Origin of the sequence: Sphingobium sp. MP9-4 (assembly GCF_005281675.1) — a bacterium.
GTDB lineage: Bacteria > Pseudomonadota > Alphaproteobacteria > Sphingomonadales > Sphingomonadaceae > Sphingobium > Sphingobium yanoikuyae.
The window spans coordinates 87,450-111,763 of the sequence record NZ_LUFI01000027.1 but is presented as its reverse complement, the minus strand read 5'-3'; the positions used below and the strand labels follow the sequence as shown (position 1 = coordinate 111,763).

The window sequence follows — 24,314 nt, the reverse complement described above, 5'->3', positions numbered from 1 at the left end:
TCGAAGCGCGAGCAGCCAAGACCCCTGCCATCATGATGGCAGGGGCGGCCCGGCTCACTCCACCGTGACGCTCTTTGCCAGGTTGCGCGGCTGATCGACGTCGGTGCCCTTGAGTACGGCGACATGATAGGCGAGCAGTTGCACCGGCACGGCATAGACCATCGGCGCGATCAGCGGGTGGACTTTGGGCATGGTGATGGTGGCGAGGCAGCCTTCGCCTGCCGCCTGCACCCCGTCATAGTCGGAAATCAGGACCACCTTGCCGCCGCGCGCCTGCACTTCCTGCATGTTGCTGACGGTCTTTTCGAACAAGGGGCCGCTGGGCGCGATGCAGATCACCGGCACCAGTTCGTCGATCAGCGCGATCGGGCCGTGCTTCATCTCGCCGGCGGCATAGCCCTCGGCATGGATATAGCTGATTTCCTTGAGCTTCAGAGCGCCTTCCAGCGCCAGCGGATAGTCGGTGCCGCGGCCGAGATACAGGACATCGCGCGCTGGCACGATATGATGGGCCATCGCCTCGATCGCCTCGTCATAGGCGAGCGCGCCGTTGATCGCGGCGGGCGCTTCGGCGAGATGGCGGACGATTTCCTTTTCATCCTTGGCGCTGAGCTTGCCCTTGGCCCGCGCCAGATTGGCGGCCAAGGCTGCCAGCACGGCGAGTTGGCAGGTGAAGGCCTTGGTCGAGGCGACGCCGATTTCCGGGCCGGCATGGGTCGGCAGCAGCAGGTCGGCCTCGCGCGCCATCGAACTGGTCGGCACATTGACGACGACGGCGATCTTCTGCCCCTGGGCGCGGGCATAGCGCAGCGCGGCCAGCGTATCGGCGGTTTCGCCGGACTGGCTGATGAACAGGGCGAGGCCGCCCTCCTCCATCACCGGCTCGCGGTAGCGGAACTCGGAGGCGAAATCCAAATCGACCGGGACGCGGGCGAACTGTTCGAACCAGTAGCGCGCGACCATGCCGGCATAGAAGCTGGTGCCGCAGGCGACGATGGTGACGCGGCGGATGGTCGACAAGTCGAAATCCGGGATCGGCAGCGATACGCGATCATCCATCCGCTGCAGATAGGCCTTGAGCGTCTGGGCCACGACGACCGGCTGCTCATAAATTTCCTTCTGCATGAAGTGGCGATGATTGCCCTTGTCGATCATCGCGCCGGACACGCCGGAAATGGTGACCGGACGCTCGACCGGGTTGTTGTCCTTGTCGAAAATCTCGGCGCCATCCTTGGTGATGACGACCCAGTCGCCCTCGTCCAGATAGGCGATGCGCTGGGTCAGCGGGGCGAGCGCCAGCGCGTCGGAGCCGAGGAAGGTCTCGCCATCGCCATAGCCTACGACTAGCGGCGAACCGAGACGCGCACCGATCAGCATGTCGGGATGACTCTTGAACAGGATGGCGAGCGCGAAGGCGCCGTGCAGGCGCGGCAGCACCTGGGCCACGGCCTCCTTCGGCGCCACGCCCTGCTCCACCAGTTCGCTGACCAGATGGGCGACCACTTCGGTGTCGGTCTGGCTGTCGAAGGTGCGGCCGCGGGCAATCAGCTCATCGCGCAGAGGCTTGAAATTCTCGATGATGCCATTGTGGACCAGCGCCACTTCGCCGGTCGCATGGGGGTGCGCATTGCTGGTGGTCGGCGCGCCATGGGTGGCCCAGCGGGTATGGGCGATGCCGGTGGTGCCGGCCAGCGGCGACTGGCCAAGTTCCTTGACCAGATTGTTGAGCTTGCCCTCGGCCCGGCGGCGATCGATCCGGCCGTCATGCACGGTGGCGACACCGGCGCTGTCATAGCCGCGATATTCCAGCCGCTTGAGGCCATCGACCAGTCGTTCCGCGACCTGATCCTTACCAATAATTCCGATGATACCGCACATGGTGGAAAGCCCCGCCGAACCAGATTAGTCAGATAGCGTCCATATAGGACAGCTTTGTCGCCATGCCATTAATGCCGGTCGGGCGACAGCGCCATGGCCGAGCCATGAAAAGAATGTCATCGTGGCCGGATGGTGATCAGCCAGATGTCGGGCGGCGCCAGCATGCGGAAAGGCAGGCCGCTGGTCCCCACGCCTCCGGACACGATCATCGCCTTCCGCCCATCCTGATAGCGGCCGCAGGCATAGCGGGTACCATAGCGGGAGGGGACATAGACGATCCCGGCAAAGGGCAGTGCCACCTGACCGCAATGGGTATGGCCGACCAGGGTCAGCGACGGTGCATCGGGCAGCAGCGGAAAGACATCGGGCCCGTGCGACAGGATCACCGGCGCGCCACCGATGTCCTGCATCGCCTTCAGCGTATCGGGTATGTCGGGCTTGCGGGTATAGATATCCTTGAGCCCGCCGATCGCCAGCGGCCCGCGCCGCACCGCGCCATCCTGTACCAGGGTGATGCCCAGATCGGCAAAGGCGCGCTGCCAGTCGTCGGCGCTCAGTGCCACCCGGTTCTTCCTGCTGCGGCTGTCATGATTGCCCAGCACCGCGACCACGCCCATCGGCGCGCGCAGCCCGGCGAAGGGCGCGATCGCGTGGCGCGCATCATAGGTCGCGCCCCATTTATTGTCGCCGATATAGTCGCCGCCCAGCAGGATCAGGTCCGGCTTGAGGCCGTTGATCCGGGCCACGATCCGCGCCATCCGCGCCGGGCTGTTGTCCGGCCCAGACAGATGGGTGTCGGTCAGCAGCGCGACCCGGATCGGCTGCTGCGACGCGCCCGCCGGGAAAGGCAGCACGACATCGGCGCGCCGCACGACCGGCATGGCGCGCGCATTCATCAACAGCCAGAGCGGCCCTGCCACTGCGATCAGCAGCAGGAACAGCAGGGCGGACAGAAACGGCCGGCGCCGGATGAAATTCAAGCCTTCGCCTTCCGCTCGCGCATGCGGGTGCGGAACGCCGCCGCCCAGCCCGGCTTGCTTTCCTGTTGCGGGCGGACGAGGCACAGCGCGTCGGCCGGAACCGGCTTGGTCACGACGCTGCCCGCCGCAACGATCGCGCCATCGCCGATCGTCGCCGGCGCGACCAGCGCGCTGTTGGAGCCGATGAAGGCGCCCGCACCGATCTGCGTCTTGTACTTGAAGAAGCCGTCATAATTGCAGGTGATGGTGCCCGCGCCGATATTGGCGGCCGCGCCGACGCTGGCGTCGCCGATATAGGAGAGGTGATTGACCTTCGCCCCTTCGTCGAGGCGCGCCTTCTTGATCTCGACGAAATTGCCGACCTTTGCCTTGGGGCCGATGTCAGCGCCCGGACGCAGCCGGGCATAGGGGCCGATATCGGCACCGCTGGCCACGGTCGCGCCCTCCAGATGGGAGAAGGCGTGGATGACGACATTGTCAGCGACGGTGACACCCGGACCGAAGACGACATTGGGTTCGACCGTCACGTCGCGACCCAGCACCGTGTCGTGCGAGAAGAAGACGGTCTGCGGCGCGACCAGGGTCACGCCCTCGCGCATCGCCTCGGCCCGGCGGCGGTCCTGCCACACGGCTTCGACGCCGGCCAGTTCGGCGCGGCTGTTCACGCCGGCCACTTCCCACGCTTCGGTCTCGATCACGGCGCTGTTCGCACCGGGCAGCATGATGATGTCGGGCAGATAATATTCGCCGGCCGCATTGTTGTTGCCGATCTGGTCGAGCAGCACGAACAGGTCGCTCGCCCGCACCGCCATCAGGCCGCTGTTGCACAAGGTGACGGCGCGCTCGGCCTCGCTCGCATCCTTAAACTCGACCATCTTCTCGATGATGCCCTGGCCATCGGCGATGATCCGGCCATAGGCGGCGGCATCATCCGGGCGGAAGCCCAGCACCACCGCGCGCGGCTCGTCGCCCCGGCTCAACCGATCGAGCATCGCCTTCATCGTCGCGCCGCTGACCAGCGGCACGTCGCCATAGAGGATCAGCACGTCACCGGCGAACCCCGCCAGCGCATCATGCGCCTGCGCCACGGCATGACCGGTGCCAAGCTGCTGGTCCTGCACGGCGATGGCGACGCCGCTGCCCTCGACCGCCTTTTCCACCTGCTCGCGGCCGGCGCCGACCACGACCACTTGCCGCTCGGGCAGCAGGTCCGCGACGCTGGCAAGCAGGTGCAGCAGCATCGGCCGCCCGGCGATCGGGTGCAGCACCTTGTGCGTGCCGGACTTCATCCTTGTGCCCTGCCCGGCGGCAAGGATGACGACTGCTAGGGGGCGAGGTGCGGTCACGGCGAGCGCGTCCTTTTCGTTCAAGTGGTCTGGAATATCACGGCTCTCTGCCATGTTTGCCTTGCCATTGCCACCGCCGACGCGGCATGGCGATGCCATGGCACGCTTATCCTTCGACATTGTCGGCTTCGACCTCGACGGCACCCTGCTCGACACCAGCGGCGATCTGGCCGCGGCGGTCAATTATGCGATCGGCACGATCGGCCGAGCCCCCTTCCCGGTCGATTCCATCCGGCCCTTCGTGGGCAAGGGTGCCAAGGTGATGCTGCAGCGCGCGCTCGACGCGTCGGGCGGCTATGACGAAGCGATCCTCGACCAGACGCTGCCGATCCTGCTCGATTATTATGAGCAGAATCTGGCGCTCTACTCCCTGCCCTATCCCGGCATGATGGCGATGCTGGATGCGCTGGCGGAGCGCGGCGTGCGGCTCGCCATCTGCACCAACAAGGCGGAACGCTTCACGATTCCCTTGCTGCACCAATTGGGCCTGTTCGACCGCTTCGCCTCGGTCGTGGCCGGTGACACGGTCGGCATTGCCAAGCCCGATCCGGCGCCGATCCATGCGATGATCGAGCGGGCCGGCGGCGGCCGCACCATCTTCCTGGGCGACACGATCAACGACATTGCCGGCGCCCGCAATGCCGGCATTCCCAGCATCGCGGTCAGCTTCGGCTTCCTCGACGGCCCGGTCGAAAATCTGGAGGCCGACGGCGTGATCCACCATTTCGACGAATTGGTGCCGATGCTGGAAGCCTGGCCGGCATGACGCGGCCATGACCCTGCGGCTGGAGCGCGACGGCGCGATCGCCCGGCTGCTGATCGACCGAGCCGATCGCCGCAACGCCATGACCCAGGCGATGTGGGAAGCGCTGCCCCATCTGGTAGCCGATGCCATGGCCGACGCGGACATCCGCGTGCTGATCCTGGCCTCGGCGACGCCCGGCCTGTTCTGCGCGGGCGCCGACATCCATGAATTTGCCGCCTGTTCGGGCGATGCCGGCTGGCGTGCCGCCAATCAGGCCGCGATCCGCTCCACCCAATATGCGCTGGCCCATGCCGAAAAGCCGGTGATCGCGGCGATCGACGGCGATTGCGTTGGCGGCGGATGCGGCCTGGCGATCGCCTGCGACCTGCGCATCGCGGCCCCCACCGCGCGCATGGGCATCACGCCCGCCAAGCTGGGCATCGTCTATTCGCTGTTCGACACCCGCCTGCTGGTCGATCTGGTCGGGGCGGCACGGGCCAAGCGCATCCTCTTCACCGGCGCGCTGCACGATGCCGACGCGGCCCTTGCCATCGGTCTGATCGATGAGGTCGCGGCCGATCCGCTGGCCGCCGCTGAAAGGCTGGCCGGCGAGATCGCCGCCAATGCCCAGCATAGCGTGCGCGCGTCGAAGGCGATGGTCCGCCGCATCCTCGACGGACAGGCGGATGACGATATGGTGACGCTGGAGATGTTCCGCGACGCCTTCACCTATCCCGACTTTGCCGAAGGCGTCGCGGCGTTCCGCGAGAAGCGGAAACCGCGTTTCTGATCCAGGTTAGGCAGTTTCCCGCTCGGCCCGCCGCAACCGTTACGCTCTCTTAACCATCGACATTTACCGGAAAATGCAGGATGGCGCTCCTGCATGACGCGACGTCATGCCGTCATGCTGCACAAAGGATCGGTCGCGCCTCGTGGGTGAGAATTTCGCCTTCTTCCTGCCCATCATGATGGCCAGCTTCGGCGTCGCCTTCCTCATCGTCTGGGGCTGGGGCGCGCGCGAAGCGGGCTGGTGGAGCGGCGCCTTCTTCAGCGTCGCCATGGGCTTTGCCGTGCCGGTCGCGTTCGACTTCCTGCCGACCGACCTGTGGGGCATCGTCGCCGACACCGCCTTTGCCACCGGCTTCCTGCTGTTCAGCCAGGCACTGCTGACGCGCTGGCGCCCCAATTGGGTGCTGGGGCTGCGCATCGCCATCTGGGCGATATCGATCCTGATCTGCAGCTTTGCGGTGATGCGGGACATCGTCCCGCTGGAACTGGTGTCGTCCGACTTCGGCTGCTTCCTGCTGATTTCCATTCCGCTGATCGCCGGGCGCGGCCAGCTTCGCGGCTGGCCCGATCGCGCCCTCTATGCCGCCGTCACTCTGGTCGCGCTCGACAATCTGCTGCGCGGCAGCAGCGTGTCCTTCACCCTGCCCGGCGGCGTCGCGTTCCGCGACAGCCAATATGCCTTCCTGATGCAGGCGCTGGCCTGCATGTTCGGCCTGTTCCTGGCCCTCTCCGCACTCGCGACGGCCATGCAGGACGTGCTCACCCGCTATCGCCATGATGCCCATGTCGATCCGCTGTCGGGCCTGCTCAACCGCCGCGGGTTCGAGGAAGCGGTGGCGCGCCATGATGCCAGCGGCAGCCTGATCGCCTGCGACATCGATCATTTCAAGCGGGTCAACGACGCCCATGGCCATGGGCTGGGCGACCGGGTGATCGTCGCGCTGGCCGATGCCCTGCGGGCGCTGGCCCCGGCCGATGCCGTCATCGCCCGCTTCGGCGGCGAGGAGTTCATCCTCTTCCTGCCCGGCGCAGACCCCGCCATGGCGACCGGCATAGCCGACGCGATCCGGCTGCGCTTTGCCGAACAGGCGGCAAGCCGGCTTGGCCTGCCCGGCCCGCTCACCGCCAGCTTCGGCCTCACCAGCCTGCACCGCGCCGACCGCTCGATCCATGACGCGATCGCCCGCGCCGACAGCGCGCTCTATGAAGCGAAGGAAAAGGGCCGCAACCGCGTCGCCATTCGGCCCGCGCTGGCGCCCGCCGGCGATGCTCAGTCGAGCCGCGCCATCGCCTGAAGAAAGGCGTCGCGCGCCGCCTGGCGCTTGAGCCGCCGGCGTCGCAGCAGGATCGCGACCGCGCCGAAGGGCAGGCACACCGCCAGTCCCAGAGCCGTCTGCGGTAATATCTGCAGCGTCATTTCGGGATGGCGAACGATCGCGATGATGTCGGCCAGCGCGGTCAGCACCGAAAAGATGATCCATAGCGCAAAGAACAACCGCTCAGGATTGGCCGACGGCACCGACTGGCTGGAGGGGAACTGGTTCATGCGCGTCCGATAGAACAGCGCGCGTCCTTCCCCAAAAGAAAAAGGCCCCCGCTTGGCGGAGGCCCCTTCCCTTATCCTGCGATAGCGCAGTCGATCACATGTGGATCGGCTTGCCGGTCACGGCCATCGCCGCTTCCTTGATCGCTTCGCTGTGCGTCGGGTGCGCATGACAGGTATAGGCGATGTCTTCGCTCGACGCGCCGAATTCCATGGCCTGCGCCGCCTGCGCGATCATCGTGCCGGCGACGGTCGCGATGATCCACACGCCCAGCACCTTATCGGTTTCGGCGTCGGCGATGATCTTCACGAAGCCGTCGGGCTCGTGATTGGTCTTGGCACGGCTGTTCGCCATCATCGGGAACTTGCCGACCTTGACGGCGCCACGTTCCTTGGCGGCTTCCTCGGTCAGGCCCACGCCCGCGATTTCCGGCTTGGTGTAGACCACCGAGGGGATCACGTCATGGTTCACGATGCCGGTCAGGCCCGCGATATTCTCGGCGACGGCAATGCCCTCGTCCTCGGCCTTGTGCGCCAGCATCGGGCCGGGGATGACGTCGCCGATCGCCCAGACGCCCGGAACCTTGGTGCCGAACTCATGATCGGTCTCGATCTGACCGCGCGCGTTCAGCTCCAGGCCGATCTTGTCGAGGCCCAGGCCCTCGGTGTTGGGACGACGACCGATCGACACCAGGACAACGTCGGCCTCGATCTTTTCGGCTTCGCCACCGGCGGCCGGTTCGACGGTCAGGGTCACGCCCGACTTGCCGACTTCGGCGCCGGTCACCTTGGTGCCGAGCTTATATTCGAAGCCCTGCTTCTTGAAGATCTTGTTGGCTTCCTTGCGGACTTCGCCGTCCATGCCGGGCAGGATCTGGTCGAGATATTCGACCACGGTCACCTTGGCGCCCAGGCGCTTCCACACCGAACCCAGTTCCAGACCGATGACGCCACCGCCGACGACGACCAGATGGCCCGGAACCTTGTCCAGTTCCAGCGCGCCGGTCGAATCGACGATCTTGCCGCCTGCATTGTCCACGGCCACGCCGGGCAGCGGGGCGACCGACGAACCGGTGGCAATGACGATGTTCTTCGCCGTCACCTTCTCGCCATTCACTTCGACGGTGTTGGCGCCGGTGAAGCTGGCCAGGCCCTTGAGCCAGGTCACCTTGTTCTTCTTGAACAGATATTCGATGCCGCCGGTCAGGCCCTTGATGGCATCGACGCGCTGGCCCTGCATGGTGGGCAGGTCCAGGCTCATCTTGTCGATCTTGACGCCCAGCTTGGCGAGCGCGCCATTGGCGGCCTCGTCATAAAGTTCCGAGGCGTGCAGCAGCGCCTTCGACGGGATGCAGCCGACATTGAGGCAGGTGCCGCCAAGCGTCTCGCGGCTTTCAGCGCAGGCGGTCTTCAGGCCCAGCTGCGCAGCGCGGATCGCGGCGACATAGCCACCCGGGCCAGCACCGATAACCAGGACGTCATAATCGAAATCGGACATGGGGTTTTCCCTTCTCCAGTCATGCCAGCCTAACTGGCATCGCTCTGCCCCAAATCAAGGGCAAGAGGCGCCCCGGCCGAAGCCGGGGCAACAATAAATGGTGATTATTACAGGTCGATCAGCAGACGGGTCGGATCCTCGATCGCGTTCTTGACCGCGACAAGGAAGGTCACCGCTTCACGACCGTCGATCAGACGATGGTCATAGCTGAGCGCCAGATACATCATCGGGCGGATCACGATCTGACCGTTACGGACGACCGGGCGGTCCTCGATGCGGTGCAGGCCCAGAACCGCCGACTGGGGCGGGTTGATGATCGGGCTGGACAGCAGCGAACCGAACACGCCGCCGTTGGAGATGGTGAAGGTGCCGCCCTTCATATCTTCCATCGTCAGCTTGCCTTCCTTGGCCTTCTTGCCGAAGCCGCCGATGGTCTTTTCAATGGCAGCGACGCTCAGGCTTTCCGCATTGCGGATGACCGGAACGACCAGGCCGGTCGGGGCCGAGACGGCGACCGAGATGTCGGCGAAGTCGTTATAGACGATCTCGTCGCCTTCGATCTGCGCGTTGACGCCCGGAATGTCCTTCAGCGCCATGCAGACGGCCTTGGTGAAGAAGCCCATGAAGCCCAGACGGACGCCATGCTTCTTCTCGAACAGATCCTTGTACTTGGCGCGCGCCTCGATGACGTTGGTCATGTCGACGTCGTTGTACGTGGTCAGCAGGGCAGCGTTGTTCTGCGCTTCCTTCAGACGCTTGGCGACGGTCTGGCGCAGGCGGGTCATCTTGACGCGTTCCTGCTTGCGGCTGGGGCCAGCGGCCGGCGCATCGGCGGCAGGCGCCGAAGCAGGGGTCGCAGCAGCAGCCTTGGCAGTGCCGGCAGCGACGGCGGCCATGACGTCGTCCTTGGTCAGACGGCCGTCCTTGCCGGTGCCCTTGATCTTGCTCGGGTCAAGACCATGCTCCAGCACCAGGCGGCGGACCGCCGGCGACAGGGTCAGGCTGCCGCCCTCTTCGTCGTCCGATGCAGCCGGGGCCGAAGCGGCCGGCGCGGGCGCAGCGGCTTCCGCCTTGGCGGCGGGAGCAGCGGCAGCAGGAGCGGCAGCAGCGGCTCCGCCTTCGTTCACATAGGCCAGCAGCGCGCCGACCTCGACCGTGTCGCCTTCCTTGGCGACCAGATCACCCATGACACCGGCGACCGGCGAGGGCACGTCGACCGCGACCTTGTCGGTTTCCAGGCTGACGATCGGCTCGTCGGCCTTGACCGCTTCACCCGGCTTCTTGAGCCACTGACCGACGGTTGCTTCGGTAACGGATTCGCCCAGCGTGGGGACTTTGACTTCGGTTGCCATGTGCTTTCTCAGCCTTTCTTCTGGCGACGGATTTCTTCACGAACGCTGTGACCCAGCGCATCGGCGACGAGGGCGCCCTGTTCGGACACATGGCGCGAGGCCAGGCCCGTGGCAGGCGATGCCGATGCCTTGCGGCCGGCATAGCGAGCGCGCTTGGGCGCCTTGCCGGCCTTGGCCAGCGCTTCCTCGATGTAGGGTTCGACGAAGGACCAGGCGCCGTTGTTGCGCGGTTCTTCCTGACACCAGACGACGTCTTCCAGATTGGTCATGCGCTCGATGCGCGTGGCCAGTGCGTCGGTGGCGAACGGATAAATCTGTTCGATACGGACGATCTGGGTGTTGGCGTCGCCGGCGGCGTCGCGGGCTTCCATCAGGTCGTAGAAGACCTTGCCCGAGCAGAGCACCAGGCGCTTGGTATCCTTGTCGGCCGACCCATTGGGGTCCGACAGGATGCGCTTAAAGTGCGTTTCGCCCAGGAAGTCCTCGGCCTTGCTGACGGCGGCCTTGTGACGCAACAGCGACTTGGGCGCCATGATGATGAGCGGCTTGCGGAAGGGCCGCAGCATCTGGCGACGCAGCGCGTGGAAGTAATTGGCCGGGGTCGTGATATTCGCGACCTGGATATTGCCTTCGGCGCAGAGCTGCAGATAGCGTTCCAGACGCGCCGAGCTATGCTCGGGGCCCTGGCCTTCATAGCCGTGCGGCAGCAGGCAGACGAGGCCGTTGGACCGCAGCCACTTGGTTTCCGACGACGCGATATACTGGTCGAAGATGATCTGCGCACCATTGGCGAAATCGCCGAACTGCGCTTCCCAGATCACCAGGCTCTTCGGGTCCGCCAGGGCGAAACCATACTCAAAGCCCAGCACGCCATATTCGGACAAAGGCGAGTCCAGCACTTCGAAACGGCCATGTGGCACGGTCGAGAGCGGGATATACTTGGCCTCGGTGTCCTGGTCGGTCCAGACCGCGTGACGCTGGCTGAAGGTGCCGCGACCCGAGTCCTGACCCGACAGGCGAACGCCATAGCCTTCCGACAGCAGCGAACCGAAGGCCAGCGCCTCGCCGGTTGCCCAGTCGAAATTGGCACCCGACTTGAACATCTCGGCCTTGGCATCCAGCACGCGCTTCAGCGTCTTGTGGACATTATGGCCTTCGGGAACGGTGGTCAGCGTGCGGCCCAGGCTGTCGAACAGCTTCTGGTTGATCGCCGATTCCACGCTCTGGCGCGCGGTTTCGGCATCAGCCGGCTTGTGCAGGCCCGACCAGCGACCGGCGAACCAGTCGGCCTTGTTGGCCTTGTAGCTCTTGGCAGCTTCGAACTCGTCTTCCAGATGGGCGACGAACTCGTCGGTCGAACCGGAGACGAACGCGTCGTCCACCACGCCTTCCGCCTTCAGGCGCGCGGCATAAATGTCGCTGACCGGCGGATGCTGACGGATTTCCTTGTACATCAGCGGCTGGGTGAAGCCCGGCTCGTCGCCTTCGTTATGACCGAAGCGGCGATAGCACCACATGTCGACGACGACGTCGCGATGGAATTTCTGGCGATATTCCATGGCCAGCTTGGTCGCGAAGGTCACGGCTTCGGGATCGTCGCCATTGACGTGCAGGATCGGCGCCTGGACACCCTTCGCCACGTCCGACGGATAGGGCGAGCCGCGCGAGAATTGCGGGCTGGTGGTGAAGCCGATCTGGTTGTTGATGATGAAGTGGACGCAGCCGCCGGTGTTGTAGCCGCTGACGCCCGAGAAGCCGAGGCATTCCCAGACGATGCCCTGGCCGGCAAAGGCCGCGTCGCCGTGGATCAGCACGGGCAGAACCTGCTCATGCTTGGTGAGGTCATCGCGGAAGGTCTGCTGCGCGCGGACCTTGCCCAGCACCACCGGATCGACGGTTTCAAGGTGCGACGGGTTGGGGACCAGCGACATGTGGACCTTGACGCCGTCGAACTCACGGTCGGTCGAGGTGCCGAGGTGATATTTCACGTCGCCCGAACCACCCACGTCTTCGGGGTTGGCAGTGCCGCCCGAGAATTCGTGGAAAATGACGCGGAAGCCCTTGGCCATGACGTTGGCAAGGACGTTCAGGCGGCCGCGATGGGCCATGCCGAACACGATCTCGCGCACGCCCGATGCGCCACCATATTTGATGACCGCTTCGAGCGCGGGGATCATGGACTCGCCACCGTCGAGGCCGAAGCGCTTGGTGCCGACATATTTGCGGCCCAGGAACTTCTCATACTGCTCGCCCTGGATGACCTTGGCCAGGATCGCCTTCTTGCCCTCGGGCGTGAAGTGGATTTCCTTGTCCTTGCCTTCCAGGCGTTCCTGCAGGAAGCGGCGCTCTTCGACGTCCGCGATATGCATATATTCAAGGCCGACATTACCGCAGTAATTCTGGCGCAGGATCGTCACGATCTCCGCGACGGTCGCGTACTGCAGGCCCAGCGTGCCGCCCAGGAAGACCTTCTTCGACGCGTCGGTCAGGCCATGATATTCCGGGGTCAGGTCCGCCGGCAGGTCACGCTTGGCCAGGCCCAGCGGATCGAGATTGGCGGCCAGATGACCGCGCACGCGATATGTGCGGATCAGCATCTGCGCGCGGATTGCGTCCTCGGCAGCCGATGCGATATCGGCCTCGGAAACAGCAGCACCCTGCGCCTTTGCAGCAGCCTTCACGGCCACCTGCATCTGCGTCGGGTCCATCGCCCCGGTCAGGTCGTCGGTGTCCGCCAACGGCCAGTTGGGGCGTGCCCAGCTCGGCCCCTGTTCGATCTCGAAATCCTGGTTCTCGTAACCCATCGTCTTGTGTCCCATGCATGCCGCGTGCAGTCGCGGAGCGGGAAAGTGCGGCCGGGGTGCAGCCCGGCCGCGTTTCCATATCATATTTTAAAGGCGGATCAGCCCTTCAGCACTTCCAGCAGGGTCTCGCCCAGCAGGCTCGGGCTGGCAGCGACCTTGATGCCGGCCGCTTCCATCGCCGCGATCTTGCTTTCCGCGTCGCCCTTGCCGCCCGACACGATCGCGCCGGCGTGGCCCATGCGACGGCCCGGAGGCGCCGTGCGACCAGCGATGAAGCCGGCCATCGGCTTCTTGCGGCCCTTCTTGGCTTCGTCGATCAGGAACTGGGCAGCCTGCTCTTCCGCGTCGCCGCCGATTTCACCGATCATGATGATCGATTCGGTGGCGTCGTCGGCCAGGAACAGTTCCAGCACGTCGATGAAGTTGGTGCCGTTGACCGGGTCACCGCCGATGCCGACGGCCGTGGTCTGGCCCAGGCCCGCATTGGTGGTCTGGAACACGGCTTCATAGGTCAGCGTGCCCGAACGCGACACGACGCCGACCGAACCCTTCGAGAAGATGTTGCCGGGCATGATGCCGATCTTGCACTCGCCGGGCGTCAGCAGGCCGGGGCAATTCGGGCCGATCAGGCGCGATTTCGAACCCGACAGGGCGCGCTTCACCTTGACCATGTCCAGAACCGGGATGCCTTCGGTGATCGCGACGATCAGCGGGATTTCGGCATCGATCGCTTCCAGGATCGAGTCGGCCGCGAACGGCGGCGGAACATAGATGACCGATGCGTCGGCGCCGGTCTTCGACTTGGCTTCGGCAACGGTGTCGAACATCGGCAGACCGATGTGGGTCGTGCCGCCCTTGCCGGGGGTCACGCCGCCAACCATCTGCGTGCCATAGGCAAGAGCGGTTTCGGTGTGGAAGGTGCCGGTGGCACCGGTCATACCCTGGGTGATGACCTTGGTGTTCTTGTTCACCAGAATGGACATATGTGTCCCTTTATTCTCTGTGGACGTGGCACTTGGGTCTAAAGCGACCCGTCCCAGGCTGCGCACTTACCTGGAACGGGACGGTGCAAGCTGGTTGGCTCAGGCGAGCGAGGGATCGATACCCTTGCAGGCTTCCAGCAGTTCCTTGACGGCGTCGACCGACACCTGGAGGTTGGCCTTGGCTTCGTCGTTCAGCTCGATCTCGATGACCTGCTCGACGCCATCCTTGCCGATGATGACCGGCACGCCGACATAGAGATTGTCGACGCCATACTGGCCGGTCAGGTTCGCGGCACAGGGCAGCAGGCGCTTCTTGTCGCCCAGATAGGCTTCAGCCATGGCGATCGCGCTGGTGGCGGGCGCATAGAAGGCCGAACCGGTCTTGAGCAGCGCGACGATCTCGCCGCCGCCCGAACGGGTGCGCTTGACGATGGCGTCGATGCGCTCCTGGGTCGAACGGCCCTGCTTGATCAGGTCGGGAACCGGGATGCCGGCGACGGTCGAATATTCGATCACCGGAACCATGGTGTCGCCATGGCCGCCGAGCACGAAGCTGGTGACGTCCTTGGCCGAGACGTTGAATTCTTCCGCCAGGAAGTGGTTGAAGCGCGAGCTGTCCAGAACGCCGGCCATGCCGACGACCTTGTTTGCGGGCAGGCCCGAAAATTCGCGCAGCGCCCAGACCATGGCATCCAAGGGGTTGGTGATGCAGATGACGAAGGCGTCGGGGGCGTTGGCGGCGATGCCCTCGCCCACGGCCTTCATGACCTTGAGGTTGATGCCCAGCAGGTCGTCGCGGCTCATGCCCGGCTTGCGGGCGACACCGGCGGTGACGATGATGACGTCCGCGCCCGCGATATCGGCATAGTCGTTGGAACCGGTGATCTTCGCATCGAAGCCTTCGACCGAGGCGCACTGCGACAGGTCGAGAGCCTTGCCCTGGGGAACGCCTTCGACGACGTCGAACAGGACGATGTCACCGAGTCCCTTGAGAGCCGCGAGATGCGCGAGCGTGCCGCCGATATTGCCAGCGCCAATGAGCGCGATCTTCTTACGGGCCATATGCAATCATCCTCCAAGATGTGAACTCTGGAATTGTCAGTGCGCCTACGCCCATATTGTGGGGGTTTCAACCAAACAAAGCCCCCTGCAGCAAATTATCTTTGCAATTCATTCGCAGTTGCATTAGAGGCTTTTTCACACCCTGTCGCTCCTGGTCTCCTACCCTGGACCTAGAGCCTTCCCTGCAGCGGTAGCCTGCCGGATGCTTCCCAAGTGGAAGCATCCGGTCTGTTTTTCCGTAAGAAAGTTGCGCCCTGATGAACGTCGACGCAAGCGGCGATAGGGCGAAATGCGCGCACGACGGGGTGCGCCGCGCTTATTTGGGGCCGTGACCCAGCGCGAGATAATCGTCGGACTGCATTTCCATCAACCGCGACACGGTCCGCTCGAATTCGAACGCCCCATCCCCTTCGGGATAGAGTCGCATCGGCTCGGCATCGGCCGAAGCGAGCAATTTGACCTTATATTCGTAGAGCGAGTCGATCAGCGTGACGAAGCGCGCCGCCTCGTTGCGCTTCTCCGGCCCCAGCACCGGAATGCCGACGATGATGACCGTATGATATTTGCGCGCGATCGCCAGATAGTCGGGCGCGCCGCGCGCCTCGACGCACAGCCGCTTGAACGAGAAGACGGCAACGCCCTTCAGGCTCTTGGGCACATGCATGGTGCGCCCGCCCTGAACGACGATCTCCTCCGAGGGCACCTTGGCCCGGTCCTCGACCGAAAAGTCGGTCAGGCGGAAAAAGGCCTCCGACAGCGCCCTGGTCGCCTCCGGCCCATTGGGCACATGCCACAGCTTCGAGTCGCCCAGGCGGTCGCGGCGATAATCGACCGGACCGTTCAGCGTCATCACGTCCAGCTTGGCCTTGATGAGGTCGATGAAGGGCAGGAAGAGCTGGCGATTGAGGCCATTCTTGTAGAGTTCGTCGGGCTCACGGTTGGAGGTGGTGACGATCGTCACCCGCTTTTCCAGCAGCCCCGTGAACAGGCGCGACATGATCGCCGCATCAGCCATATTGTTGACGACCATCTCGTCGAAGCAGAGCAGCCGCGCCTCTTCGGCCAGCGACTCGACCACCGGCGGGATCGGATCGCCCGACTCGGACTTGCGCGCCTCGGCCAGGCGGGCATGCACGTCGAGCATGAATTCATGGAAATGGGCGCGCTTCTTGCGCTGCACATGGACCGTGTCGAAGAACAGGTCCATCAGCATCGACTTGCCGCGCCCGACCCCGCCCCACATGTAGAGGCCCCGCGGCGGCTCGGGCTGCTTGCGCAGCAGCTTCCACAGCGTCGAGCCACGCGCCGGCGTCGCTTCCAGATCATGCTGAAGCTGGTCGAGTCGCACGGCGGCGGCACGCTGGTCCGGGTCGGGCCGCAATTCGCCAGCCTCGACCAGCGCATCATAACGGGCGATGACGCTGGTCACTGCGCCTTGGGCGCCTTGCGCAGCGTGGCGGTGGACGCCGCGACCGGCTCGCCCTCCTGGGTGATCAGCATGCGCAGGAACATCAGGCGCCCGGTCTCGCGCAGCAATTCCACCTCGGCCAGCAGGTCGGGACCGACCTTGCCCGCGCCCAGATATTGCATCGACAGGTCGATGGTCACGCCGTTCACCTGATCGCGATAACCCATCGCCCACAGGCCGCCGAAATAGGCATGGTCGGCAAAGGCAGCGAGGAAGCCGCCATGCAGCGTATCGAGCCGGTTGCGGTGGCTGGTGCGGGTTTCCAGCGCGACATGCGCCTTCTTCTCGCCCAGCCCGCGCATGTAACCGCGGCCGATGGCCTGCAGGAAGGTGTCGGGATGCGGATCGTGCCAGGCGGTCCAGCCCGACCATTTCCCTTCGTTCAGCGGTCGCCCGCCTGCAACACCGTCGCTGGTCAACTTACAGCTGCCGTTCGACCATCATCTTCTTGGTCTCCGCGATCGCCTTGGCCGGGCTCAGGCCCTTGGGGCAGACGTTCGCGCAGTTCATGATGGTGTGGCAGCGATAGAGGCGGAAGGGATCTTCCAGCTCGTCGAGGCGCTCGCCGGTGAACTCGTCGCGGCTGTCGGCCAGCCAGCGATAGGCCTGCAGCAGGATCGCCGGGCCCAGGAACTTGTCGCTGTTCCACCAGTAGCTGGGGCAGCTGGTCGAGCAGCAGGCGCACAGGATGCACTCATAAAGACCATCCAGCTTCTCGCGATCGGCGGGCGACTGCAGCCGCTCCTTGCCGCTCGGCGCGGGGCTGACGGTTTGCAGCCAGGGCTTGATGCTGTTGTACTGGGCGTAGAAGTGGGTGAAGTCCGGCACCAGATCCTTGATGACGTCCATGTGCGGCAGCGGGGTGATCTGCACCTGCTTGCCGGCGCATTCGTCGATCGCGGTGGTGCAGGCCAGGCCGTTCTTGCCGTTCATGTTCATCGAACAGGAACCGCAAATGCCTTCGCGGCACGAACGGCGGAAGGTCAGGGTCGAGTCATACTCGTTCTTGATCTTCAGCAGCGCGTCGAGAACCATCGGGCCGCAATTGTCGAGATCGATCTCGAACGTATCGTAGCGCGGATTCTCGCCCGAGTCCGGATCGTAGCGATAGACCTTGAAGCTGCGGACATTGGTCGCGCCCTCGGGCGCCTTGTGGGTCACGCCCTTGCCGCTGATCTTGCTGTTCTTGGGCAAAGCAAATTCGGCCATCGCTCGTCGAGCCTCTTCGTCGATGTCTGTCTGATGGGGGTCCGCATAACGAAAAATCTGCAAAGGTCCAGCACTGAGACCATGTTTCTGCCCCGGCGGGCCTTGTTGCAAATCGATTGCAAATAATCATTGCCGAAGAGGGGCTTCGGCTTGCGTCCCGCGCCAGCCACGCTAGAGCGACCTCGTTTCGCTCCCCCCTCGCATTGCGACGCGGGGCGAAGTAAAGCAAACGCAGGTCATGCCCCTGCGGCGGCGAATATCTGTGGGGACCGCCTTCATTGCCGATCGACATCGCCTTTCTTGCCATCGCCGAAGCGCAGCAGGTGTTTCACTGGCTGCCGGCCGCCCTTGAACTGGGCAAGCGCGCGGATGTGCGCGTCCATGTGCTTTCGCCCTCGCGCCTGATTCTCGATCTGGTCGCCAGCTATGATCCCGAAGGACGGCTCGACCTCATCAAGCTGCGTCGCCCCTCGACCAAGCCCGACTCCCTGTTCCGCCTGCCCTCGCGGCTGGCGACGTTGCTGCTCAACTATCGCGCCATCGCCCGCTTCCCGACGCTGGTGACGACGGAAATCACCAGCGCCTGGCTGAAACGGATGCCCGGCTTTGCCACCCGCCTGATCCTGATCAAGCATGGCGCGGGCGACCGGGCTGGCGGCTACAAGCAGCGCCACGCCGATTTCGACCTGACCATCGTCGCGGGCGAGAAGGACCGGCGCCGGATGATCGGCTACGGCCTCTGCACCGAAGCCAATTGCCTGGTCGGCGGCTATGCCAAGTTCGAACTGCGCGCGCCGCGCCGCCCCTTGTTCGACGACGACAAGCCGGTGCTGCTCTACAATCCGCATTTCGACCCGGAGCTGTCCTCCTGGGTCAGGCACGGGCCGCAGGTCATGGCCGCGCTCGAAGCGCTGCAGGGCTGGAACGTCATCATCGCGCCGCATGTGAAGCTCGCCCGCCGCATCCCGCCAATCCACAGCGACAGCCCGCATATCCGCGTCGACATGGGTAGCCGCCACTCGATCGACATGAGCTACACGACCAGCGCCGACGCCTATCTGGGCGACGTGTCGAGCCAGGTTTACGAGTTTCTGCTCACCCCCCGCCCCTGCATCTTCCTGAACCTCGACCATCATGACTGGCGCGAGGATCAGGCCTTCGCCCATTGGCGCCTGGGCCAGGTGATCGACCGCGCGGATGCGCTTCAGGGCGCGCTCGATCGGGCAGCAGACTTGCAACCGGGCCTGGTTGCTGCTCAGGAAGCGGCAATGCAGGATAGTATCGATCTTTCCCCGGTCCCCGCCTCGCAGCGGCAGGCCGCCCTCATCCTCGATTTTGCGCAGAAGGCACAGGCATGATGCAGACGATCAGCACCACCCTCGGCCCGGTTCGCCTGCTCGGCGAGAATGCGACCCCGATCTGGGGCATGTCCAACGCCGAACGCAATCGCCGCATGGCGGAAAGCGCGGCCAAGAATGGCAGCACGCTGGCGCCGGGCCATGAACTGGTCTTCAACCTCGCCTATGCCTTCGACCCGCTGTTGCTGCGGCTGGTGCTGGAAACGCCCGGCACGATGTTCGCCTGGGCCGGCCAGCCGATCGTCGGTCAGGTGCCCGCGGGCAGCGACCCGATGAAGGCCAGCGGCCTCATCGACCTGTCGGACGGGCGCAAGCTATACAATCGCCAGCTGCGCAAGCTGGAACAGCCGATGGTGCGCGAACTGGTGCCCCAGACCCGCAAGGCGATCGAACGGCAAAGCTATTTCGGCGCCTATAAGGGCGTGACCGACCTGCTGACCAAATATCTCTGGCCCGAACTGGCACTGATCCTGACGCGCATCGCCGCGCAGCTGAAGATGACACCGAACATGGTGTCGGTGATCGGCGTGACGCTCTGCCTCGTCGCCACCTTCCTGTTCGCCAAGGGACTGTTCTGGACCGGCTTCCTGTGCGGCTTCATCTTCATGGTGCTGGACACGGTGGACGGCAAGCTCGCCCGCTGCACCATCACTTCTTCCAAATGGGGCAATGTGATCGACCATGGCGTCGACCTGGTCCACCCGCCCTTCTGGTGGTATTTCTGGGGCGTGGGCCTTACCTATTGGGGGCTGGGCCTGTCGGCCGGCACCTTCACCTTCATCATGACCGCCGTGATCGCGGGCTATATCCTCCAGCGCCTGATCGAGGGGATGTTCCTCAAGGACTTCAAGATGGACATCCATGTATGGCGTCCGTTCGACAGTCAGTTCCGCCTGATCACCGCGCGTCGCAACCCGAACATGGTGATCCTGTTCGTGGCGCTGCTGTTCGGCCGGCCCGATATCGGCCTGATCGCGCTCGCCTGGTGGACCATCATCTCGCTGGTCGTCCATGCCGTGCGCCTGGCCCAGGCCTATATCGTCCACCGCTCCGGCCGGCCGATCGTCAGCTGGATGGACGAGGCCGAGGCAGCGGCATGAACGCGACCATCGCCAAGTTCGGCTGGCCCGCGACGCTGGTTGCCGAATTCGACCATTGGGTCGTGCTGCTGCGCCCCGCCCAGCCGACGCTGGGATCGCTGGTGCTGGCAGCCAAGAGCGACGCGACCGCGTTCGGCGACCTGCCGGGCGCGGCGCATGCCGAACTCAAGACCGTCACCGCCGCGATCGAGGCCGCGCTGACCCGCGCGGTGAACTATGCCAAGATCAACTATCTGATGCTGATGATGGTCGACCCGCATGTCCATTTCCATGTCATCCCCCGCTATGACGGGGAACGCAGCGCCGCCGGCCTGACCATCACCGATGCCGGCTGGCCGGGCCAGCCCGACCTTGGCAGCGCGGTCAAGATTGACAACGAAGCTGACACGGCGCTGCGCGATTGGCTGAAGGGGCATTTCGCCCTCTGATCGGACGGATCGGGGCCGGCCGAATCAGGGCCGAAAGGTCAGGCTCAGCACGAAGCGGTTGGATTCCTGCCCCAGATTATATTCGGCCTGCATCGCCCAATGGCTGGACAGTTCCAGATTGGCGCCGGCGATGCCGGCCCAGGGGCGGCGGCTCGACAGGTCGACCTTGTAGCGCAGGCCGACACCATCGCCGTCCTCGAACAACGGGCCGCTGCGCACCAGCCCCGACACGGTGACATCCATGTCGAAATAATTGGCGCCGACATAGGGTGTCAGGATCGTGTTGCCGCCCAGCGAGACGCGCGGGCCGGCCCGTGCCGCGATGTTGGTCATCCGCATGTCGGACCGGTCCTTCTTCGCCACGCTGATCGTCTTGGCGAGGGACAGGGCGGCAAACCAGCTGTTGCTGCCATAACCCAGGATGCTGCCGAAGGTGAAGGAGGTGTTGTCGACATCCGCCTTGAAGGGCAGCTGGCTATGACCGCAGGGCTTGGCCGGGCGACAGAAGGGGAAAGGCACGAAGGCATCGAGATCGATGTCGACGCCGACATCGACATGCCCCTTCACCTTGCCGATGCCGGCGAACAGGTTGAGGAAGGGGAACAGCCAGACATCCGCCTTGAACTCGCTGTTGCTGGTCCGGCTTTCCATCTCCGTCGTGGTGACGAAGGGCACCTGTAGCAGCGACGCGCCCTCGGGCGGATCCTCGCCCTTGGCGATGGCGACTGCCAGGTTCCGGCTGTTCATATGCTGAACATTGTGGATCAGCATGCCGCTGGCGCCCAGCGCGCGCTGGATATGATAGCCGCGCTCGATCGCCGCCCGCCCGCCGATCGGCAGCAGCGGATATTTTTCGCGTTCGGGCGGGGGCTCCGCCGCCCCTTCTGCGGGCGCAACGGGCATCGGCGTGTCGGTCGCCCCGCTGACGGGATCGGCGCTGGTCGCAACCTGGGTAATGATCGGGACGGGCGGCACTTCTTCTGCGCGGGCATGGCCCGCCACACCCAGCGCCATGACCGATAGCAGCGTCAATCCTCGCATCGCCATCATTCCCTGTCCCCCGGCCCCGCGCCCTGCTCCTTCGGGCCGGGCAGACAATATGCGGGAAAGGCGCTTGCCTGGCTTCTGGGTAATTTCCCCCTTTTGCCTGCACATTTCCCCCGATGGTGCCGCCCCCGCCTTCCTCTAGGCTGGTCCGATATGACAGGGAGACATGGCGTGCGACACGCGCTGGCCGGCCCAAGCCTGATGATGTGCCTGGGCATGGCCCTTCCCGCCGCCGCCCAAAATACGCCATCGCGCGAGATCATGGATCAGGCGCAGAGCGTGCAGGCCGGCGAACCGGAACCCGCGCCCGATGCCGCCCTGCCCCCGCCCAGCACCAAGCCGGACCTGGTAATCGCGCCGATCCCGCTGTCCAATCCGGCGATGGGCACCGGCCTCGCCGGTGCGGCGGTGCTCTATTATAATCCCAACGGATCGTCCCGCCCCTGGGTCAGCGGCTTTGGTGGCGGCTACACCAGCACCGATAGCTGGGGCCTGGGCGCATCGCACAACATGACATTGGCCGACGACCGGCTGCGCTTCCAAGGCTGGGCCGGCTATGGCGTCGCCAATCTGCGCTTCTATGGCATCGGCGCCAATGCCGGCGCGTCCAACCTGTCGATCAAGCTGCGCGACAAGGCCTTCGCCGCCATGGTCGACACCCAATATCAGATCTTCAGCAAAGGCTTCCTGCGCCACCTCTCCTTCGGCGCGCGCCTCTATTATCTCGACATGAACGCCCGCGTTTCGCTGCCGCTGCCCAATCATCCGAACCTGACACCGCCCGCGATCGAGCGGCACAGCCAGATTGCGATGCTCGGCCCCTCCTTCACCTTCGACAGCCGCAACAATCCGGTCGATCCGCGCAAGGGCGTCTATACCACCGGATCACTGACCTATGGCGCCGACTGGCTGGGCAGCGACTTCACCCATCACAAGCTGCAGATTGCGGGCAATGGCTATTTCCCGCTGGGGCGCGAGACCGTGCTGGTGGTGCGCAAGACGCTGTGCGAGGCGTCGGACGGCGCGCCCTATTATGACCTGTGCCTCTATGGCCAGAATGGCGACCTGCGTGGCTACGAGACCGGCCGCTATCGCGACCGGGCCAGCTGGGCGCTGCAGGGCGAGGTGCGCCAGCATCTGTTCGGCAAGATCGGCATGGTCGCCTTCGGCGGCATCGGCGGCATTGCGCGCAGCGGCAAGGATATCTGGAAACATACCAAGATGCTCCCCGCCGGAGGTTTCGGCCTGCGCTATCTCGCCTCGAAGGAGGCCAATGTGAATCTGCGGGCCGACATCGCCTGGGGCAAGGACGGCGCCGCCTTCTATTTCGGGATCGGGGAAGCCTTTTAGGTCGGGTAGACAGATCAGACGGTCGGCAAACGACCAACATTTGCCATCCACGCGGCTCTCGCGCTTCTCCATCTGCGGACATTGCAGTTTGCGGAAACCGATCTTAGCATCATCAACTATGTTCAATTGGTTGCGCGACAAGTTGAAATGCATTCGGCCCGTTTCATCGTGGATGGTTACCATCTCAGGTGAAGCGATCGTTACCACCGATGGGCAAGGCACTGAACGCCAGCTACCCATTGTCGATCTTAAACGCGTCGTTGTCGCGACTGACGACAGTGGACCTTGGGGCGACGATGTAGTGTTTCTGCTCTATTCTGATGGATCAGAGCCTGTCGGTATTTTCCCGCTTGAGGCCGGTGGATGCCAAGACTTTGTCGATTGGCTGAGTACGTTAGACGGCTACAAAGACCGCGAAATGGCCAAAGCCATGTCATCCACCGAAGTGGCAAGATTTGCCGTTTTTTCGGCTGAAAGCTGACAGTCTCCTATTCACCCATTGCGGCCATTTGGCAGCCGCCGAATTGGCTACGCAACCCGGCGCTCACGCGCCGTAGCGCCCTTCTTCCACCCATTTCTCGGTGAGCGCATTGGCGGCATCGACATCCTGCGGGAAATCGACTTCTTGCCATGCTAGCCCCTCGATCGACACGGTGCCGACCCGGTTGCCCTTGGCGATGATGTCGATCGCGCGCAGATACCAGCGGGCGACGCCTTCGGGCGTGCGCATCATCTGGTCGACCTGGTTGCGGAAGATCGCCGGCCCTTCGCCCACGAACGCCAGCATGCCGATCGATTCGGCATTGGTGTCGGGCGGCAGCAGCCGCTTGCCGATATGGTGCAGGCGCCCGGTCTCGTCCCGGTTCACCTTCATGTCGTCATCGTCATAGTCGCCGTCGGGCTTCACATCGACGGTGACGGTGATCGCGTCCTTGGCGCCCGAGACCAGCTTCGCGACGATCTCGTCCGACACGATGGTGTCGCCGTTCAGGATGATGAAGTCCTGGTCCATCTCCTCACGCGCGATCCAGCAGCTGCCCAGATTGTCGGCGACCTGGAAGAAGGGATTGAACAGCGTGCGGATGCGCGCGCCGGTCTCGCGATAGAGTTGCAGCGCATGATCCTCGACCCGCTCGGTGCGGAAGCCGGTGACGACGACGATGTCGGTCACGCCATTGGCGACCAGCGCGGCGATCTGCCAGCTGATCAGGGTGCGGCCGTTGAAGTCGATCATGCACTTGGGCACGTCACGGGTCAGCGGCAGCAGGCGCGAACCCTGGCCGGCGGAGAGGATGATGGCTTTCTTGATGGTCATGCCCGCGCTTTAGAGCGATTTCGCAGCGCAGGGAAGAGAAGGACGCATTTGCGCAATGC

22 protein-coding genes are annotated in these 24,314 nt (G+C 64.5%); 8 read left to right on the top strand and 14 right to left on the bottom strand.

Annotated features, from left to right (window positions below; translation table 11 throughout):
- Nucleotides 1–54 precede the first annotated feature (54 nt).
- The 3 genes from glmS to glmU form a co-directional block, all read right to left on the bottom strand.
- Nucleotides 55–1,878, bottom strand: a complete 1,824-nt coding sequence (glmS, locus tag A0U87_RS08255) for a glutamine--fructose-6-phosphate transaminase (isomerizing) (protein ID WP_048937836.1) — start codon at nucleotides 1,876–1,878, stop codon at nucleotides 55–57.
- Between the two features lie 116 nt (nucleotides 1,879–1,994).
- On the bottom strand, nucleotides 1,995–2,858 hold the full coding sequence (locus A0U87_RS08250; protein WP_048937835.1) for a metallophosphoesterase: 864 nt from the start codon (nucleotides 2,856–2,858) through the stop codon (nucleotides 1,995–1,997).
- Complete coding sequence (gene glmU, locus A0U87_RS08245) at nucleotides 2,855–4,147, bottom strand: bifunctional UDP-N-acetylglucosamine diphosphorylase/glucosamine-1-phosphate N-acetyltransferase GlmU (RefSeq protein ID WP_048937834.1); 1,293 nt, start codon at nucleotides 4,145–4,147, stop codon at nucleotides 2,855–2,857. The genes A0U87_RS08250 and glmU overlap by 4 nt, the downstream gene beginning before the upstream one ends.
- Nucleotides 4,148–4,301: 154 nt before the next feature.
- Here glmU and A0U87_RS08240 point away from each other — a divergent pair, with 154 nt between their 5' ends.
- The 3 genes from A0U87_RS08240 to A0U87_RS08230 all read left to right on the top strand — a co-directional run bounded on the left by A0U87_RS08240 (nucleotide 4,302) and on the right by A0U87_RS08230 (nucleotide 7,033).
- Nucleotides 4,302–4,970 carry an HAD family hydrolase gene (locus A0U87_RS08240; RefSeq protein WP_170978376.1) on the top strand — a complete coding sequence of 223 codons (669 nt, stop codon included), beginning with the start codon at nucleotides 4,302–4,304 and terminating at the stop codon, nucleotides 4,968–4,970.
- A gap of 7 nt (nucleotides 4,971–4,977) precedes the next feature.
- Nucleotides 4,978–5,739: an enoyl-CoA hydratase-related protein gene (locus A0U87_RS08235; protein WP_048937832.1), complete on the top strand. Its 762-nt coding sequence runs from the start codon at nucleotides 4,978–4,980 to the stop codon at nucleotides 5,737–5,739.
- Between the two features lie 142 nt (nucleotides 5,740–5,881).
- Nucleotides 5,882–7,033, top strand: a complete 1,152-nt coding sequence (locus A0U87_RS08230) for a GGDEF domain-containing protein (protein ID WP_048937831.1) — start codon at nucleotides 5,882–5,884, stop codon at nucleotides 7,031–7,033.
- Here A0U87_RS08230 and A0U87_RS08225 read toward each other — a convergent pair.
- The 9 genes from A0U87_RS08225 to A0U87_RS08185 form a co-directional block, all read right to left on the bottom strand.
- Nucleotides 7,009–7,284 carry a hypothetical protein gene (locus A0U87_RS08225; RefSeq protein ID WP_004211159.1) on the bottom strand — a complete coding sequence of 92 codons (276 nt, stop codon included), beginning with the start codon at nucleotides 7,282–7,284 and terminating at the stop codon, nucleotides 7,009–7,011. The genes A0U87_RS08230 and A0U87_RS08225 overlap by 25 nt on opposite strands.
- Before the next feature lie 94 nt (nucleotides 7,285–7,378).
- Complete coding sequence (gene lpdA, locus A0U87_RS08220; RefSeq protein ID WP_010337479.1) at nucleotides 7,379–8,779, bottom strand: dihydrolipoyl dehydrogenase; 1,401 nt, start codon at nucleotides 8,777–8,779, stop codon at nucleotides 7,379–7,381.
- A 107-nt stretch (nucleotides 8,780–8,886) separates the two neighbouring features.
- Nucleotides 8,887–10,131: a 2-oxoglutarate dehydrogenase complex dihydrolipoyllysine-residue succinyltransferase gene (gene odhB, locus A0U87_RS08215; protein WP_017501596.1), complete on the bottom strand. Its 1,245-nt coding sequence runs from the start codon at nucleotides 10,129–10,131 to the stop codon at nucleotides 8,887–8,889.
- An 8-nt stretch (nucleotides 10,132–10,139) separates the two neighbouring features.
- Nucleotides 10,140–12,935, bottom strand: a complete 2,796-nt coding sequence (locus tag A0U87_RS08210; RefSeq protein ID WP_004211156.1) for a 2-oxoglutarate dehydrogenase E1 component — start codon at nucleotides 12,933–12,935, stop codon at nucleotides 10,140–10,142.
- A 98-nt stretch (nucleotides 12,936–13,033) separates the two neighbouring features.
- Nucleotides 13,034–13,918 (bottom strand): succinate--CoA ligase subunit alpha, encoded by an 885-nt coding sequence (gene sucD, locus A0U87_RS08205; protein WP_004211155.1) that lies wholly within the window; start codon nucleotides 13,916–13,918, stop codon nucleotides 13,034–13,036.
- Nucleotides 13,919–14,017: 99 nt separating this feature from the next.
- Nucleotides 14,018–14,980 carry a malate dehydrogenase gene (gene mdh / locus A0U87_RS08200; RefSeq protein ID WP_010337480.1) on the bottom strand — a complete coding sequence of 321 codons (963 nt, stop codon included), beginning with the start codon at nucleotides 14,978–14,980 and terminating at the stop codon, nucleotides 14,018–14,020.
- A 316-nt stretch (nucleotides 14,981–15,296) separates the two neighbouring features.
- On the bottom strand, nucleotides 15,297–16,409 hold the full coding sequence (gene zapE, locus A0U87_RS08195; RefSeq protein WP_048937830.1) for a cell division protein ZapE: 1,113 nt from the start codon (nucleotides 16,407–16,409) through the stop codon (nucleotides 15,297–15,299).
- Nucleotides 16,406–16,867, bottom strand: coding sequence for a PaaI family thioesterase (locus tag A0U87_RS08190; RefSeq protein WP_048937829.1), 462 nt, complete (start codon nucleotides 16,865–16,867; stop codon nucleotides 16,406–16,408). The genes zapE and A0U87_RS08190 overlap by 4 nt, the downstream gene beginning before the upstream one ends.
- Before the next feature lies 1 nt (nucleotide 16,868).
- Entirely contained in the window at nucleotides 16,869–17,657 is a 789-nt protein-coding gene (locus A0U87_RS08185; protein ID WP_004211148.1) for a succinate dehydrogenase iron-sulfur subunit, read from the bottom strand.
- 278 nt (nucleotides 17,658–17,935) lie between these two features.
- Here A0U87_RS08185 and A0U87_RS08180 point away from each other — a divergent pair, with 278 nt between their 5' ends.
- From A0U87_RS08180 to A0U87_RS08170, 3 genes are read left to right on the top strand one after another with little or no spacing between them, the layout of a single operon-like run.
- Nucleotides 17,936–19,015, top strand: coding sequence for a glycosyl transferase (locus A0U87_RS08180; RefSeq protein WP_048937828.1), 1,080 nt, complete (start codon nucleotides 17,936–17,938; stop codon nucleotides 19,013–19,015).
- On the top strand, nucleotides 19,012–20,115 hold the full coding sequence (locus A0U87_RS08175) for a CDP-alcohol phosphatidyltransferase family protein (protein ID WP_048937827.1): 1,104 nt from the start codon (nucleotides 19,012–19,014) through the stop codon (nucleotides 20,113–20,115). The genes A0U87_RS08180 and A0U87_RS08175 overlap by 4 nt, the downstream gene beginning before the upstream one ends.
- Complete coding sequence (locus tag A0U87_RS08170) at nucleotides 20,112–20,543, top strand: HIT family protein (RefSeq protein WP_048937826.1); 432 nt, start codon at nucleotides 20,112–20,114, stop codon at nucleotides 20,541–20,543. The genes A0U87_RS08175 and A0U87_RS08170 overlap by 4 nt, the downstream gene beginning before the upstream one ends.
- Before the next feature lie 24 nt (nucleotides 20,544–20,567).
- Here the strand turns inward: A0U87_RS08170 and A0U87_RS08165 are convergent, their stop codons facing one another.
- Nucleotides 20,568–21,593: an outer membrane beta-barrel protein gene (locus A0U87_RS08165; RefSeq protein WP_048937825.1), complete on the bottom strand. Its 1,026-nt coding sequence runs from the start codon at nucleotides 21,591–21,593 to the stop codon at nucleotides 20,568–20,570.
- Nucleotides 21,594–21,761: 168 nt separating this feature from the next.
- On the opposite strand from A0U87_RS08165, the gene A0U87_RS08160 reads away from it, so the two are divergent.
- The gene (locus A0U87_RS08160) at nucleotides 21,762–22,940 is read left to right on the top strand and encodes a BamA/TamA family outer membrane protein (RefSeq protein WP_234415737.1); all 1,179 of its coding nucleotides are present in this window, start codon (nucleotides 21,762–21,764) and stop codon (nucleotides 22,938–22,940) included.
- Nucleotides 22,941–23,058: 118 nt separating this feature from the next.
- The gene (locus tag A0U87_RS08155; RefSeq protein WP_048937823.1) at nucleotides 23,059–23,421 is read left to right on the top strand and encodes a hypothetical protein; all 363 of its coding nucleotides are present in this window, start codon (nucleotides 23,059–23,061) and stop codon (nucleotides 23,419–23,421) included.
- Between the two features lie 63 nt (nucleotides 23,422–23,484).
- On the opposite strand, the gene A0U87_RS08150 is transcribed toward A0U87_RS08155, so the two are convergent.
- Entirely contained in the window at nucleotides 23,485–24,255 is a 771-nt protein-coding gene (locus tag A0U87_RS08150; RefSeq protein ID WP_048937822.1) for a phosphocholine cytidylyltransferase family protein, read from the bottom strand.
- Nucleotides 24,256–24,314: the final 59 nt, after the last annotated feature.

Coding starts and splice junctions, on each gene's coding strand:
- glmS (WP_048937836.1), bottom strand. CDS start 1,878: ATGTGCGGTATCATCGGAATTATTGGTAAGGATCAGGTCGCGGAACGA.
- glmU (WP_048937834.1), bottom strand. CDS start 4,147: ATGAAGTCCGGCACGCACAAGGTGCTGCACCCGATCGCCGGGCGGCCG.
- A0U87_RS08240 (WP_170978376.1), top strand. CDS start 4,302: ATGGCACGCTTATCCTTCGACATTGTCGGCTTCGACCTCGACGGCACC.
- A0U87_RS08235 (WP_048937832.1), top strand. CDS start 4,978: ATGACCCTGCGGCTGGAGCGCGACGGCGCGATCGCCCGGCTGCTGATC.
- A0U87_RS08225 (WP_004211159.1), bottom strand. CDS start 7,284: ATGAACCAGTTCCCCTCCAGCCAGTCGGTGCCGTCGGCCAATCCTGAG.
- lpdA (WP_010337479.1), bottom strand. CDS start 8,779: ATGTCCGATTTCGATTATGACGTCCTGGTTATCGGTGCTGGCCCGGGT.
- odhB (WP_017501596.1), bottom strand. CDS start 10,131: ATGGCAACCGAAGTCAAAGTCCCCACGCTGGGCGAATCCGTTACCGAA.
- A0U87_RS08210 (WP_004211156.1), bottom strand. CDS start 12,935: ATGGGTTACGAGAACCAGGATTTCGAGATCGAACAGGGGCCGAGCTGG.
- sucD (WP_004211155.1), bottom strand. CDS start 13,918: ATGTCCATTCTGGTGAACAAGAACACCAAGGTCATCACCCAGGGTATG.
- mdh (WP_010337480.1), bottom strand. CDS start 14,980: ATGGCCCGTAAGAAGATCGCGCTCATTGGCGCTGGCAATATCGGCGGC.
- A0U87_RS08185 (WP_004211148.1), bottom strand. CDS start 17,657: ATGGCCGAATTTGCTTTGCCCAAGAACAGCAAGATCAGCGGCAAGGGC.
- A0U87_RS08175 (WP_048937827.1), top strand. CDS start 19,012: ATGATGCAGACGATCAGCACCACCCTCGGCCCGGTTCGCCTGCTCGGC.
- A0U87_RS08170 (WP_048937826.1), top strand. CDS start 20,112: ATGAACGCGACCATCGCCAAGTTCGGCTGGCCCGCGACGCTGGTTGCC.
- A0U87_RS08165 (WP_048937825.1), bottom strand. CDS start 21,593: ATGATGGCGATGCGAGGATTGACGCTGCTATCGGTCATGGCGCTGGGT.
- A0U87_RS08155 (WP_048937823.1), top strand. CDS start 23,059: ATGTTCAATTGGTTGCGCGACAAGTTGAAATGCATTCGGCCCGTTTCA.
- A0U87_RS08150 (WP_048937822.1), bottom strand. CDS start 24,255: ATGACCATCAAGAAAGCCATCATCCTCTCCGCCGGCCAGGGTTCGCGC.